The sequence below is a fragment of the Streptomyces sp. NPDC046859 genome (genome assembly GCF_040645135.1).
Lineage (GTDB): Bacteria > Actinomycetota > Actinomycetes > Streptomycetales > Streptomycetaceae > Streptomyces.
The window spans coordinates 1-13,462 of sequence record NZ_JBEYXR010000007.1 but is presented as its reverse complement, the minus strand read 5'-3'; the positions used below and the strand labels follow the sequence as shown (position 1 = coordinate 13,462).

Here is a 13,462-nt window from a genome sequence, read left to right as displayed (position 1 = left end):
GATGCGTACGCCTGCCTTGGCGGCTACGCATGTAATACCTGTCTGACGTGTGCAATAGCTACCCGGACGCCGACCGGCTGAAGAGGGGTTGCGGCGACAGCCGGGGTGGTGCGATGACGCGCGGGCCTGTCAGGCGCTACCCGGCGGTTCCATGATCCCAGAGGGTGCCAGAGAAGGCCCGTTGCTGCAGGGAGGCGAAGAGTTCGTCGAGGGTGCTCAGATGAGTGCGATGAGTTTTCGCCAAACCTCTCAGATGTTTGACCTGCTCGGCAAACACCTGCTGCTGCTCTATAGGCGGAAGCGGCACCACTAGTTCGCGTAGCTTGGCGAGTGTGATTTCACGAAAGGTCGCCCCTTTGACCTGTCGCTGAATCCAGGATTGAGCCTCATGCGACCGCAAATAGGCAAGTAGGTATTCTGCTGAAACCCTGTCTCCAGGAGAGATGCGTGCTGTTCCCTGGGTGAGATTGGCGCCGTCAAGTTCCTCAGGGACGAGAGCCGTTGTCCCCACCGTTGCGCGAATACTCATGACGATTTCACCTGGACGGACCCTAGATCGTGCATACTTCTCTGCGATCAGCGGAGATGTCCTCCTCAAGCCTCCGGTAATGATTTCACCCCCCTTGATGTCACCCGTTCGAATATATGGAACGCCTCCAGGGTATTCGTTTCCGGCCTGAACGATCCCGTAGGTGACGATGGTCCCTTCCCGGACAACCCGGCTCAGTGGTTCTGTCGGCCATCCGCCCTCGCCGAACGTGTCGCGGAAAATGGACAGTATGAGATCGTCAAGGAGGGTGATGGCCTGGCGACGCTTGGAGCGTAGCTCATCCAGGTAATCCAGTATGGCGACGATGCGCTTCTGCTGCGCAAGGGGTGGGAGTGGAATTTGAAGCCGCTCTAGGTCCGTCTTCCTGATGGAGGGCACTGTGGTGGATTGAGCCAGAGGGTACATGTCAATAGACATGAGATGATGGTAAAGATAGCGTGGGTCGAGAGCTTCTGGTCTCGGGATCACGCCCATGACGTTATTGTCGACGAGAGCGGGGGCGTTGAGGATTGCCCTGAAGTTTTGCCGGATCGCTTCGCCGATTTTTGCGAAAACGACCGTTCCGGCTGGAAATGGCTTCGCCTTGAGTTGCGCAAGGTCCGTGTCGTCGATGTAATTCGAGGCACCGTGAAGGTTTGACGCACCTGAGCGGGCCAGCTTGGAGATGTCCCCCACCTTGGCGAACGGATATTTGCCCTCTGTTCGCCCTTGCAGATGATTCGGAAATCCCACACCGGAGCGAATTTCAGCCACATGTCGAAGCGGGGCGAACTGCATCGAAGTCACGCCAGCATCTCCTTCAGCTTCGACGTGCCCGCCTCGATCTCTTTGTTCAACCGATCCAGATCGTCCAAGATCTCCAAGGGCGGCCGGGTCACGACCTCCTCGTGGACAATTTCTTTGTAGCGGTTGAGGGAAAGATCATAGTCTTGGACGGCAATGTCGGACTTAGGGACGCAGAAGCTCTGCTCTGTGCGGGCGCGGTTGCGTTCGTCGGTAGTGCGGCGCTTCCAGCGGGTCAGGACGTCCGGCAGGTTATTCTTCGCGTGCTCCTCGGCCGTAAGGTCGGTGGCGCGGGCGCCCGAGCGGTCCTCCCGAAGTAGCGGCGTACGCTTGTCGTCCAGGCTGAAACCGTCCGCTTGGACGTCGTAGAACCAGACCTCATCCGTGCCGCCGGAGTCCGTCTTCGTGAAGAAGAGGATAGCGGTGGAGACACCGGCGTACGGCTTGAATGCGCCCGACGGCAGCTTCACCACCGCGTCGAGCTTCTGTTCCTCGACCAGCATGCGGCGCAGTTCCTTGTGGGCCTTCGTCGACCCGAAGAGAACGCCGTCAGGGACGATCACCGCGGCTCGGCCACCCGGCTTGAGAAGCTTGAGGAAGAGGGCCAGGAAGAGAAGTTCTGTCTTCTTGGTCTTGACGAGCTTCAACAGGTCCGAGGAGGTCGTCTCATAGTCGAGGCTGCCAGCGAAGGGCGGGTTTGCGAGGATCAGGGAGTAACGGTCGGTCTCCTCACCCGCGCTTTGCGAAAGGGAGTCACGGTAGCGGATGTCCGGGCTCGCGACGTCATGCTGAAGCATGTTCATCGAGCCGATGCGGAGCATGGTCGAGTCGAAGTCGAACCCGTGGAACATGCTGTTGTTGAAGTGATGTTGATTGTCGGCTTCGACCAGATCGTCCCTGTGGACACGCTGCACGTACTCGGACGCGGCGACCAGGAAGCCGGCCGTGCCGCACGCAGGATCGCAGATTTCGTCGCGCGGGTTCGGCTCGGTCATCTCGACCATCAGCTGAATGATGTGCCGAGGGGTGCGGAACTGCCCGTTCTGTCCCGCCGAGGCGATCTTGCTGAGCATGTACTCGTACAGATCGCCCTTGGTGTCTTTGTCCTGCATGGGGATGCCCTCCAGAAGGAGGACGACCTTGGACAGGAGGTTGGGCGTCGGGATCGTGAAGCGGGCGTCCTTCATGTGGTGCGAGTACGTAGAGTCCTCGCCGCCCAGCGCACGCAGGTACGGGAAGACCTCCTCGGCGACGGTCTCGTACATCTTCACTGGCTCGGTGTCCTTGAAGTTCTGCCAGCGTAGGTCTTGCTGATCAGGGCCGAAGAAGGGGCTGTTGTCCTGGATGCCGCGCCGGGCCATCCTGTCCTTGACCGTCTGCAGTTCGTCTAGACGCCGGATGAAGAGCAGATAGGTGATCTGCTCCATCACTTCCAGCGGGTTGGAGATCCCGCCCGACCAGAACGCGTCCCAGACGCGGTCCACCTTGCTCTTCAGCTCGCCCGTAATCACAGGGAGATCGTAGTCCTTGAAGAAGGTGTGGGTGGCCGAGGCGAGAACCTCGTAGGTCGGTGGAGCGGCTTTGGGCTGGGGCTGCTTTGGGGCGAGTGATCTTGGCCCCGTAAGCTTGCGGCGCGTCGGGCGGTCTGTGAACCTGCCCGATAGAGCACGACGTTGGGGCCAAGATCTTCGAGGCTCGCCCCAAAGTGGCTGCGTAAAGCCGCGGAGCCGACCGCCCCAGCCACGACGTACCCCTTCTCTGACGTCAGGCGGCTGATTGCTGCGCGCGCGGGACGGGCGCTGGCCGGGCTGGAGCGGGGCGGAGACAGGAGCGCAGGCCCGGCCGGGGGCCGGGCCGCGCGCCGTGAGCGGAGCGAGCCGCCTTGATCGGATAGGGAAGTTCCGAACCCTTCGGTGAATCTTCGTGAGCCAGAGCAGATCGGAAGTCGCCTCCGGCTCTGACGTCCATTGAGAGGTTGACTTCGCCGACGGGCTGTAACACCCCCTGCGTGTTGCAGCCGTCTGTGACCGGACAGCCCGGACAGCGGGACTTCGAGCTGTCCGGGCTGTTTGTACAGGTGAGTGCCCTAACCGGACAGCCGGACAGCTCCCAGCGCGGTTCCATCAGACCCGGACAATCTGTCCGGGTCCGCTCCTGCTCAGTGCCGCACGCTGGCCATCGGCGGTAAAGGCCGAGATCACTTACCCCTTCCCCGCCGCGTCGGTACCGTGAAAGACGCCCTTACTCGGCAGCGGGAGGCAACACCACATGCGTGGTCTTGGAGATCACCTCAGCATCGGCGAGCGCATCGCGTTCTACCGGAAGCGCCGCGGCTACACGCAAGAGGTGCTGGCCGGTCTGGTCGGTCGTAGCACTGACTGGCTCGCGAAGATCGAGACGGGACGTCGGAAGCCGCCCCGTCTCGACATGCTCGTGGAGTTGTCGCGCACCCTGCGTGTGCCTCTCGGGGATCTGCTCGGTCAGACCGTGCTCATGGAAGACGAGCGGCAACAGGACGATGTCCCCGCCGTGCGTGATGCCCTCATGAGCCCGCGTCGGCTCTCGCGTCTGCTCTTCGGCCCCGAGGCTGAGACCCAACTTCCGACACCTGCCCCTGTGGCCGTGCGTGTCGAGCAGGCATGGAACGACTATCAGGGTGGACGGCTCGGCAGCGTGATCGCAGCCTTGCCGGCGCTTCTTCAGACCGCACAGGAACTGGAGGGCCGAGCGGCGCGCCGCGGCGATGACCATGGCGACTGCTGGGCAGTGTCAGCCCGTACCCACCACCTTGCGGCTACGACTCTTGCGAAGATCGGCGAGTCGGACATCTCATGGCTTGCTGCCGAGCGCGCGATGCGAGCCGCTGACGAGTCGGACGACCCGCTCGTGTTGGCGTCGGCTGCACGATCCGGCACGCATGCCTTGCTCGCCAACGGGCGCTACGACGATGCGCTGGAGCTGGGCAACACGGCAGCTACGTGGCTCTGGGCCCAGGTGACCGACAGCGACCCGGCGGCGCTCAGCCTTCTGGGCATGATCCACCTGCGTGCCGCTGTCGCGGCGGCACGGCATCACGACCGGCCCACCGCAACGGCACTACTGGACCGCGCCGAAGAACTCGCAGATGACCTCGGGGCGGATGGGAACTACTGGCAGACCGGGTTCGGGCCGACAAACGTACTGCTCCATCGCCTGTCCATCGAGCTGGACCTCGACAACGTCTCGTACGTGGTGGAACACGGCCGGATCAACGTCGACCACATGCCGCAGGAGCGCAGCGTCTCGCACCGTATCGACTTCGCCCGAGCCCTGTCCCTCGCTGGACACGGGGATGAAGCGTTCGCGGAGCTACGTACGGCTGAGCGGACATCGCCGCAGCTCGTACGCAACAATCCGAGGGTGCGCGAGACGCTGCGGGACCTGGTCAAGCAGTCTCCCGTGACCGGCGGTTCGCGTTCGTCCGAGGTGTTCGTGATGGCTCAGCGATGCAGGGCGGTGCAGTGAGTTCAGGCAAGCGCGGGGTGCTCGGTGTGGTCGGGTCGGCAGCCGGAGGCGTTGAGGCTCTGCGCACCGGTCTTGTCGAGCCCGCGATGGACCGAGGATGGCAGGTGGCCGTCACCCTCACGCCGACCGCAGGTAAGTGGCTGCGGGTGATCGGCGAGGTCGAGCGGCTGGCGAAGCTCACCGGCCTGCCTGTGCGTGACGAACCGCGGCTCCCTGGGGAGGACCGGCCGCATCCGCCGGTCGACTGCTACGTGGTCGCCCCCGCGTCGGCCAACACGGTCGCCAAGCTTGCGACCGGCCTCATGGACAACCAGGCGCTGACACAGGTCGGTGAGGCCATCGGCACCCTCGGTCTGCCGGTTGTCGTCTTCCCCCGGGTGAACGCGGCGCACGCTCGCCACCCTGCGTGGCAGGGCCACGTCGACGCCCTTCGTGCCGGGGGAGTACACGTCGTCTATGGCCCGGACGTCTGGCCGCTGTACGAACCGAGGGAAGCGCCGGCGGAGCGTGAACTCCCGTGGGCCGCAGTGCTCGATGTCGTGGAGGAAGCTACTCGGTGACGAGCCGTCAACCTGTCTGAACTGCAAGGAAAGAGGACCCGGACAGTCTGTCCGGGTCCTCTTCCGTTTCCGGTCGCATGCTCATTGGCATGTCAGGTGTCAATGAGCGGAGCGGCGAATTGGGAGGCCTGACTCCCACGGACCTTGCCTTGATTGAAGAGAGTCTGAGCGAGGCGCGCGCCACGATCGAACGACTGCTGCGGCGAGCAGACGAACTTACGGCGAGGGTGGAGTCTCGTCGCCGACGAGCTCTTCAAGGCGGTCCAGTCGCTCACCGAGCAGACGGAGAGCGTCATGAATCGAGCTGAGTTCTGCTGCCAGGGCGGTAAACGCGGGACTACTGCCCGGCTCGGTACCGAGCGGCACCGATGGATCTCGGACGAATGTCCCGCGGCCCTGCTGGGTGAGAACCAGTCCTTCGTCACGGAGCTGGCCGTAGGCGCTCTGCACGGTCATGAGCTGCACACCAAGGTCTTTGGCGAGCTTGCGAGCCGCAGGGAGCCGGTCTCCCGGATCGTACTCGCGGTTCGGGCCCGTGATCTTCTCGCGAAAATCCGCGGCGATCTCCTTGGCCGTGGGCGTCTGCTTGGGCGCTTCTGGACTCTGCTCCATGGTTCGAGAGTAGCTGGACCTAGGTCAATCTCTACGCCCCCGCCCGATTCCCTTGACAGCCGGATTGACATGGGTCAATCTGAAATCCCGCAGCGCTGGGACTCCCCAGCTAGGTCGCCTGGCGTCGCGGTTCTCCCTGCTCCTTCGACTCAGGAGAGCACCATGCGCACGTACGTCGACCATCAACAGGCCGTATCCGCTGAGGACTTCGTGGAGTTGGCCCTTGGCACCCCGGTTGAGTTGTGGCTCGGGGTCGAGGGCGAGACGGACGAGGAGCGCGCGGCCCGTCTGGACGCGGCGCGCGACATCCTCGCCGACCTCGAGTACAGCAACCTGCCGGACGATGTGGCCCGTATCGCCGCCGAGGTGATCGAGGCGCGCGCCCCGGAGCTGTTCAACGTCGTCCCACTGGCGAGCCCGGCGAGGCGCCGCCGGTCCTCCCGGAAGGGGGCGGCGGCATGACGACCGCAACCGAGACGGCACGGCCGGCGGTGCCGCCGCTGACGAAGCCGGAGATGGGCCTTGCCGGATTAGGCGCGCTGGCCGCGGCCGGTGTTGGCGCCCTGGGGCTGATCGCCTCGTTCGATGCGGTCTCCTCCGCCGCTGCCCGCTGGGGCTTCGGTGCACCGTGGATGCTGCCGGTCGGCATCGACGTGGCCATTCCGGTGTTCACCGTGGCCAACCTGTTGCTGATCCGGATGGACATGGCGTTGGCGTGGGTGCGATTCGTGCCCTGGGCGCTGACGCTGATCACGTGCGGATTAAACGTCGCCGCCGGGCACACGCTGTGGGCCAAGGTCGCGCACGGCACGATGCCCCTGCTGTGGGTGGTGTTCTCCGAGATCGGCGCCCACGTCTACGCCGTCCGGATCGGCGCCGCCACCGGCCGGCGGATGGAGAAGGTGCGGTTCTCCCGCTGGATGCTCGCCCCGCTGTCGACGTTCGCCCTGTGGCGGCGGATGACGCTGTGGGAGATCACCTCCTACTCCGAGGCGCTGAAGCGCGAGCGTGAGCGGCAGCTGGCCCGCGCCCGGCTGCGCGAGCGGCACGGACGGCGGTGGCGGTCGAAGACCCCGCGCCCGGAACGGGTGCTGCTGAAGCTGGGCGAGCTGACCCCCTCGAGCGAGGACGTCCCGCCCACGCCGCCGCAGCAGACGGAGAAGCCGAAGCCGGAGGCGCACAAGGCGCCGCGCAAGCGCCCGGCCAGCACCAAGGGCAAGGCCAAGCCTGCCAGGGCGCCGCGGACCCCGGCGGAACTGCTCGCTGCGGCACGTGAGGCCACGGCCGAGTGGGCCGATGACGCGATCAACGCAGAAGTCATCCGGACCACGCTGCACTGCTCGGCTGCCAACTCCCGCGTGCTGCGCGACCTGTTGCTGAGCGAGCGGGCCGAGGGGCGCCGCCTGCACTCCGTCGACGGTGACGAGGAGACCGAGGAGGCGGCGGCATGAACACCGTGTTGACCATGCTGGCTGCGGCGGCGCCGGTCGCCTCCGGTTGGACGGCGCACACGTTGTGGCTGCGGCGGCGCCTGAACGTCGCCCGCCGTGACCCGCTGACCGGGCTGCGGACACGCGATGCCTTCACCCGTCGCGCCACGGTTCTGCTGCGGGACCCCCGCGCGGTCGTGGTGCTGGCCGACGTCGACCGCTTCAAGCACATCAACGACACCTTCGGGCATGCAGCCGGGGATGCGCTGTTGAAGGCGACCGCGGACCGTCTCGCCCATCACGTCGGCCGCTCCGGGGTGGCCGGGCGGCTCGGGGGCGATGAGTTCGCCGCCGTCCTGATCGACGACCACGGCACCGCCTCCGACCTGCTCGCCGTGCTCCACGCCGTGCTCGCCCGCTCGATCGACGGCCAGGACCCCGCCATACACACCACGGTCTCCCTCGGCTGGGTGCGCGCTGCGGACTTCCCCGGCGACGACCTGTCCGCTCTGCTGCGGCGGGCGGATGAGGCGATGTACGCGGCTAAGCAGGCCCGCGCCGGTGCCCGCCGGGCGGGATTGGGGCGGCTGTTCGCCACGGTCACCGGGCGACGTGCCGGCCGCGCCGGGGCTCGGACCGATGCACCGGTCGTGGGGGTGGCTGCCTGATGGCCGCCTACAGCAAGTGTTTCGACCCGTCCGGCACCCGGTTCGGCATCCCCACGTACCCGTGGCGGTTCGCCCCGGACGTCTACGCCACCCGCCGCCAGCTCCGTGCGGCCGGGCTGCGGCCGGGCGGACAGCCGGTCGCCGCGCAGGTGATGCGCCGCCACCGGGGCCGCAAGGCCGGGGTGCAGGTCGCCTACCTGTACCGCGTCGACCGCGCGAAGCCGGTCCGGCCGATGACGTCGCGCAAGTGGGGTGCGCTCGCCCTGGCGATGCTCGCCCGCCGCACCTGCCCGCAGTGCCGGATCACCTACAGCTACTGCATCCCGACTTCGCTCGGGGTGTGCGTCCCCTGTGCCTACCCCGAGGATCAGCGCGCCGCCTGACTCCGTACGGGGCCCGGTCTCAACCGACCAAAGCAGCGGCCGGGCCCCGCCGTCCCTCCTGAGAGAAGGAACCCCCAGTGAAACATCCCGATGACGACAACGAACTCTTCAACCGGCTGGAAGCCGAGATGACTGCCGACCCGGCGGGCGACGTGGTCGACCTGGACAAGGCCCGGTCGACCCGTACCGAGTCGGCCGACCGTACGCCCGACGCGTCGCCCGACTCCGGGCCCGACCGGTCGGCCGACGCGAAGCCGACCGAGTCGGCCGACCCGGAGACGGGGGAGTCGGACGACTCCGGCCCGACTCTGGTCGACCGTTCGGCGCCGACTCAGTCGGGCCCCGGTCTGATCGACCGCATCCGCAACTCCAAGCGGCTGGACGTCCTCCCGGCGTGGGTCACGTCGGGCCCGGAGTTCGCCGACGCGATGCGGTGGCTGGCCGGACACGTCTGGCACACCATCGCCTTCCACGCGGTCCGCGTGCCGTTCCTGTACGTGCCCAAGCTCATCTGGCGCTCCCCGCGCGGCCTGGCCAACACCGCGACCCGGATCAGCCGGTGGGCGGTCGACGCGGAGGGCGAGCCGCTGCGGCAGGCCGAGGCCCGCCGCGAGAACTCCGAGCTGTACCTGAAGCTGTCCCGCCAGCGTGACCGCAGGGTGCGGCTGCGGATGTGCGTCGCCCTCCTCGCCGCCCTGTTCGCTCTGACCATGACTCTGTTCCTGGTCTACGGCGCCGAGCCGCGCACCCAGGTCATCGCCGCCACGGTCACCGTGCTCGCGCTCGGCTGGCTGGGAGCGCCAGCGGATGCACCCCTGACCACCCGAGCGGTCATCAAGACCGAGGTGCAGAAACTGACCAGCGACATCGTGGTCAAGGCAATGGCGTCCATCGGCATCGGCCAGATCGCCTCCGCCGTGGCCAAGGGCCAGGACGGCATCAAGTTCGTCGCCCCGATCACCCGCGAGGGTCCGGGCTGGCGCGCGGACATCGACCTGCCGCTGGGTGTGACCGTCGCGGACGTGGCCGACCGGCGCGCCCGGCTCGCCTCAGGCCTGCGCCGCCCGCTGGGCTGTGTGTGGCCGGACGCCGACCCCAGCGAGCACGAGGGGCGGCTGATCCTGTGGGTGGGCGACCGGGACCTGTCCAAGACCGGCATCGTCAAGTGGCCGCTCGCGACGGCGCGCAAGCACGACATCTTCAAGCGCATCCCGTTCGGCATCGACCCGCGCGGCCGGGCTCAGTCCGTGCCGATGATCCAGCACAACATCCTGATCGGTTCGCTGCCCGGCCAGGGCAAGACCGCCTCCGTGCGCGTGCTGGCCTGCGGCGCCGCCATGGACCCGTCCGTGGAACTGTGGCTGCACGAGAACAAGGGAACCGGCGACCTGGACTCCCTCGAATGCGTCTCGCACCGGTTCGTCTCCGGCATCGATGACGACTCGATCAAGTACGCGGCCGACTCCCTGAAGATGCTGCGCGAGGAGGTCATGCGCCGCGCGGCTGCGATCAAGAAGCTGCCGCGGGACCTGTGCCCGGACAAACGCGTCACCCGGCAGATCGCCGACAAGCGCTCGCTGAAGCTGTGGCCGCTCCTGGGTGTGTTCGACGAGTGCCAGAACCTGTTCGGTCACCCCAAGTACGGCAAACAAGCAGGTGACGACGCCGAGTTCATCATCAAGCTGGGCCGCGCCCTCGGGGTCATCTTGGTGCTGGCCACGCAGCGCCCGGACAAGGATTCCCTCCCGACCGGCATCAGCGGCAACGTGTCCATCCGCTTCGCCCTCAAGGTCGCCGGGCAGGTCGAGAACGACATGATCCTGGGTACGTCGGCGTACAAGAATGGCGTGCGCGCCACGTCCTTCCGGCCGGAGATCGACGCCGGTAACGGCTACCTCGCCGGCGCAACCGCGCTGCCGGTCGTGGTGCGCACCGCCTACCTAGATGACAACGCCACCCACGCCATCGCTCAGCGCGCCTACGCCCTGCGCAAGGCCGAGGGCACCCTGTCCGGACACGCGCTCGGAGAGGACCCCGAGGCTGTGGCCGGCCCGTCCTACGACCTGCTCGCGGACGTCGCCGCTGTCATACCGCCGTCGGAGGAGCGGGTGTGGAACGAACGGATCGCCGCCCGGCTGGCAGAGCTGCGGCCGGAGGTCTACGGCGGCTGGAAGGGCGAGAACGTCACCAGCGCGCTCAAGCCGCACGGCATCAAGACCCGCGACGTGGCCGGCACCACCGACGACGGCACCCGCACCACCCGCCGCGGCATCACCCGCGCCGACCTCACGAAGGCGATCGCGGGGCGTGACGATAGGCGGGGCGCTGCTTAGTCCGGGACGGTGCTACCGATAGCACGTCGCCCTGCTACCAGTAGCACCCCCGCTAGCACTCCACATCGCGTCTGAGCTGCGCTCTAGTGCATAGCACCCCACCTGCGGAAATCCCGGAAACCGCCTGGAAGGACCCCTCATGACCCTCATCGCCCTTGCTATCCCCTGCCTGATGATCGTCACGCTCGGTTACAGCGCTCTGTGTGCGGCCAGCCCATTCGGCACCTGCCGCAAGTGCCACGGCTTCGGCTTCGCCACGACCACCGACCGCAAGGGACAGCCCAAGCGCGGCAAGAGCTGCCGCCGCTGCCGCGCGACCGGCAAGCGCATACGCGCCGGGCGCTGGCTTTTCAACCGAGCCCAGCGGATCTACCGCGAAGGCACGCACTGACCACCCGCCCACGCCACCTGAAGGAGGTGCCGTCAGTGGCCGTCACTGTCTCGCTCGTGGCCCTGTTCGGACTCGTCCTGCTCTTCCTGCTGCGCTCCAAGTCCCTGGGCTACGGCGCCGCATTCACCGCTGCTGGGTTCGGCTACTTCCTCGCCTCCACGGGCGCCGCCGGTCCCATCAACCAACTCGCCGCCGCCGTCATTGACGCCATGCAGCAACTGTGAGGAGTCCGGCCATGAACGAACAGATCATCGCCCGACACTGGCTCGCCATCATCGCGCCCAAGGCCGCGCCCGCACTGACCACGTCCACCGTGCTGATCCTGGCCCGCATCTGGAACGCCAACGGCGCCGAGCACTCCGTCGGCAACGCCGTTCTCATGACCGTGCTGTCCCTGGGGTCCGCGGCGGCCGGCGTATGCGCGACCATCGGCCGCGCCGGCGAGAGCGTCATCGCCGGAACCGCGTTCGCCGCCTCTGGCGGGCTCGCTCTCGCCGGGGTCGCCGGATACGCCGACGGCCTCTCTCTGCCCCTGCTGCTGTGGACGCTGGCCACCGCCATCGCCTACGGGCTCGCCGCGCGGTACTGGCACACCGACCGCCGTGAGCGCGTCGCCCACGAGCGGCAGACCACCGCGCGCCGCGAGGAACACGCCCACATCGAACGCGTCGAGACCCTGCGCGCCGGAGCACAGATCGCGGTGGCCCGTACCGGCGCCGTGTACGCCGAACAGCTCGCCCAAGCGCTTGTCACCCGTGCCGCCCTGCCCGGGTTCGACCTCAAGGCCGTGGAAGCCGCCGGGCTGCCTGAACTCCCGTCCATCAGCACCAGCAAGGAGCACTGACATATGTTCGAGATCCACGTCATCTGCGACCCGGCCGACGCCGACCGCGTCAGCCGCGCCCTGGCCGCCGCGTTCGACACCAGCCCGGCACGCAAGTACCCCACGCGCGACGGCAACCGTGACCGGCTGTACGTCACGGCGGACCACCGCCCTGAGCCGGGACCGTGGCCGACACCGGAAGAGGCGTACGCGCTCGCCCCGAGCATGGTCCGCGAGATCGGATGGACCGCTCAGACGGCCGCCGACAAACCGTTCGGCGTTGACCTGAACCGGGAGTACTGGCTTCGCAAGGCCGCATTGCTGGACCGCATCGCGCTGCGCGAGGACGAGGACGGCGTCACCGGCGACGCGGCCGAGGCGGCCAAAGAAGCGGCCCGACGGCTCATCGAGTACGACCGGGACGGCGAGGGTGACTACCACGGCGTCCCGTACTGGCCGGAGCACCCGGCGACCGCCGCCGACCCGCGCGGCTACGTCCGCCAGGAATACGCCCACTGGGCCAAGCACCAGTAGCAACGCCGCGGCGGCGGGACTCCCCAGCAAGGTCGCCCGCCGCCGCGGTTCTCCCTGCCCATCCGCAGACAGAACAGGAGAACCCCCAGCATGCCGCACCTGGACGGCTCTGCCCAGCTCACCGCCGCGCTTGACGCAGCGTCGCACGACTGGCGCGTCTTCCCCCTGATCCCCGGTGACAAGCGCCCGGCCGTCTCCGACTGGGAGACCCGCGCCACTACCGACCCGGACCGCATCACCCGCGCGTGGTCCGTTGCCGCCTTCAACGTCGGCATCGCCACTGGCCCGTCCGGCCTGGTCGTCATCGACCTGGACAAGCCCAAGCACCCCGGCGACACCCCGCCGGCCGCTTGGGCCGAGTACGGCGTCACCGACGGCGCCGACGTGCTCGCCGTGCTCTGTGAGCGCCACGGCCAGCCCTTCCCCGCCGACACCTACACCGTGCGCACCTGGAGCGGCGGCACCCACCTGTACTTCGCCGCACCTGAAGGCGAGCCCCTGCGCAACACCGCCGGGGACAGCGCCCGTGGACTGGGCTGGAAGGTCGACACCCGCGCGTGGGGCGGGCTCGTCGTCGGCGCGGGCAGCACCTTCGCCGGACATCCGTACGAGGTCACCTGTAACACCCCCGTGGCACCCCTGCCGGAATGGCTCGCCGAACTCCTGCGCCCGGCCCCGCTGCCCCCGCAGACACTCATCACGGTCGCCCTCGCGGGCCGCGGACGGCGCACCGCCTTCCTGCGCTCCGCGATCAACGGGGAGGTGGAGCGGGTCACGGCCTCCGGCCCGCACCTGCACAACAACAGCCTCTACATCGCCGCCGTCGCCCTCGGACAGCTCGCCGCCGGCGGCGAGCTAGCTCGTCGCCCAGCCCCTCACGCCGGGCAGCGC

At 67.6% G+C, this 13,462-nt stretch carries 15 protein-coding genes; 12 read left to right on the top strand and 3 right to left on the bottom strand.

The window, feature by feature from the left end; translation table 11 throughout:
* Positions 1 to 136 precede the first annotated feature (136 nt).
* Entirely contained in the window at positions 137 to 1,327 is a 1,191-nt protein-coding gene (locus ABZ899_RS12365) for a restriction endonuclease subunit S (RefSeq protein WP_361345219.1), read from the bottom strand.
* A gap of 5 nt (positions 1,328 to 1,332) precedes the next feature.
* Positions 1,333 to 2,844, bottom strand: a complete 1,512-nt coding sequence (locus tag ABZ899_RS12360; protein WP_361344668.1) for a class I SAM-dependent DNA methyltransferase — start codon at positions 2,842 to 2,844, stop codon at positions 1,333 to 1,335.
* Between the two features lie 757 nt (positions 2,845 to 3,601).
* Between ABZ899_RS12360 and ABZ899_RS12355 the strand changes: the two genes are divergently transcribed.
* The gene (locus ABZ899_RS12355; protein WP_361344666.1) at positions 3,602 to 4,837 is read left to right on the top strand and encodes a helix-turn-helix transcriptional regulator; all 1,236 of its coding nucleotides are present in this window, start codon (positions 3,602 to 3,604) and stop codon (positions 4,835 to 4,837) included.
* Complete coding sequence (locus ABZ899_RS12350) at positions 4,819 to 5,397, top strand: flavoprotein (protein ID WP_361344664.1); 579 nt, start codon at positions 4,819 to 4,821, stop codon at positions 5,395 to 5,397. The genes ABZ899_RS12355 and ABZ899_RS12350 overlap by 19 nt, the downstream gene beginning before the upstream one ends.
* A 216-nt stretch (positions 5,398 to 5,613) precedes the next feature.
* Here ABZ899_RS12350 and ABZ899_RS12345 read toward each other — a convergent pair whose 3' ends face one another.
* Complete coding sequence (locus tag ABZ899_RS12345) at positions 5,614 to 6,009, bottom strand: winged helix-turn-helix domain-containing protein (protein WP_361344662.1); 396 nt, start codon at positions 6,007 to 6,009, stop codon at positions 5,614 to 5,616.
* Positions 6,010 to 6,171: 162 nt separating this feature from the next.
* Between ABZ899_RS12345 and ABZ899_RS12340 the strand changes: the two genes are divergently transcribed.
* The 10 genes from ABZ899_RS12340 to ABZ899_RS12295 form a co-directional block, all read left to right on the top strand.
* Complete coding sequence (locus ABZ899_RS12340) at positions 6,172 to 6,471, top strand: hypothetical protein (protein ID WP_361344660.1); 300 nt, start codon at positions 6,172 to 6,174, stop codon at positions 6,469 to 6,471.
* Positions 6,468 to 7,460 (top strand): DUF2637 domain-containing protein, encoded by a 993-nt coding sequence (locus tag ABZ899_RS12335; RefSeq protein WP_361344658.1) that lies wholly within the window; start codon positions 6,468 to 6,470, stop codon positions 7,458 to 7,460. Before ABZ899_RS12340 ends, ABZ899_RS12335 begins: the two co-directional genes overlap by 4 nt.
* Complete coding sequence (locus tag ABZ899_RS12330; protein ID WP_361344656.1) at positions 7,457 to 8,107, top strand: GGDEF domain-containing protein; 651 nt, start codon at positions 7,457 to 7,459, stop codon at positions 8,105 to 8,107. Before ABZ899_RS12335 ends, ABZ899_RS12330 begins: the two co-directional genes overlap by 4 nt.
* Positions 8,107 to 8,490, top strand: a complete 384-nt coding sequence (locus ABZ899_RS12325) for an RRQRL motif-containing zinc-binding protein (RefSeq protein WP_361344654.1) — start codon at positions 8,107 to 8,109, stop codon at positions 8,488 to 8,490. Before ABZ899_RS12330 ends, ABZ899_RS12325 begins: the two co-directional genes overlap by 1 nt.
* A 77-nt stretch (positions 8,491 to 8,567) precedes the next feature.
* Positions 8,568 to 10,823: a cell division protein FtsK gene (locus ABZ899_RS12320; RefSeq protein ID WP_361344652.1), complete on the top strand. Its 2,256-nt coding sequence runs from the start codon at positions 8,568 to 8,570 to the stop codon at positions 10,821 to 10,823.
* A 139-nt stretch (positions 10,824 to 10,962) separates the two neighbouring features.
* Entirely contained in the window at positions 10,963 to 11,214 is a 252-nt protein-coding gene (locus ABZ899_RS12315) for a hypothetical protein (RefSeq protein WP_361344650.1), read from the top strand.
* Positions 11,215 to 11,249: 35 nt separating this feature from the next.
* A complete protein-coding gene (locus ABZ899_RS12310; RefSeq protein WP_361344648.1) occupies positions 11,250 to 11,438 on the top strand; it encodes a hypothetical protein in 189 nt (62 codons plus the stop codon).
* Positions 11,439 to 11,449: 11 nt separating this feature from the next.
* On the top strand, positions 11,450 to 12,058 hold the full coding sequence (locus ABZ899_RS12305) for a hypothetical protein (protein ID WP_361344646.1): 609 nt from the start codon (positions 11,450 to 11,452) through the stop codon (positions 12,056 to 12,058).
* Positions 12,059 to 12,061: 3 nt separating this feature from the next.
* Positions 12,062 to 12,571: a hypothetical protein gene (locus tag ABZ899_RS12300; RefSeq protein WP_361344644.1), complete on the top strand. Its 510-nt coding sequence runs from the start codon at positions 12,062 to 12,064 to the stop codon at positions 12,569 to 12,571.
* Positions 12,572 to 12,661: 90 nt separating this feature from the next.
* Positions 12,662 to 13,462: bifunctional DNA primase/polymerase (locus tag ABZ899_RS12295; RefSeq protein WP_361344642.1), on the top strand; the 801-nt coding region annotated here is incomplete at its 3' end.

What these genes read in the sequence shown, in the direction of transcription:
- ABZ899_RS12365 (WP_361345219.1), bottom strand. Translation starts at nt 1,327, where the DNA reads ATGCAGTTCGCCCCGCTTCGACATGTGGCTGAAATTCGCTCCGGTGTG.
- ABZ899_RS12355 (WP_361344666.1), top strand. Translation starts at nt 3,602, where the DNA reads ATGCGTGGTCTTGGAGATCACCTCAGCATCGGCGAGCGCATCGCGTTC.
- ABZ899_RS12350 (WP_361344664.1), top strand. Translation starts at nt 4,819, where the DNA reads ATGCAGGGCGGTGCAGTGAGTTCAGGCAAGCGCGGGGTGCTCGGTGTG.
- ABZ899_RS12345 (WP_361344662.1), bottom strand. Translation starts at nt 6,009, where the DNA reads ATGGAGCAGAGTCCAGAAGCGCCCAAGCAGACGCCCACGGCCAAGGAG.
- ABZ899_RS12340 (WP_361344660.1), top strand. Translation starts at nt 6,172, where the DNA reads ATGCGCACGTACGTCGACCATCAACAGGCCGTATCCGCTGAGGACTTC.
- ABZ899_RS12335 (WP_361344658.1), top strand. Translation starts at nt 6,468, where the DNA reads ATGACGACCGCAACCGAGACGGCACGGCCGGCGGTGCCGCCGCTGACG.
- ABZ899_RS12330 (WP_361344656.1), top strand. Translation starts at nt 7,457, where the DNA reads ATGAACACCGTGTTGACCATGCTGGCTGCGGCGGCGCCGGTCGCCTCC.
- ABZ899_RS12325 (WP_361344654.1), top strand. Translation starts at nt 8,107, where the DNA reads ATGGCCGCCTACAGCAAGTGTTTCGACCCGTCCGGCACCCGGTTCGGC.
- ABZ899_RS12315 (WP_361344650.1), top strand. Translation starts at nt 10,963, where the DNA reads ATGACCCTCATCGCCCTTGCTATCCCCTGCCTGATGATCGTCACGCTC.
- ABZ899_RS12305 (WP_361344646.1), top strand. Translation starts at nt 11,450, where the DNA reads ATGAACGAACAGATCATCGCCCGACACTGGCTCGCCATCATCGCGCCC.
- ABZ899_RS12300 (WP_361344644.1), top strand. Translation starts at nt 12,062, where the DNA reads ATGTTCGAGATCCACGTCATCTGCGACCCGGCCGACGCCGACCGCGTC.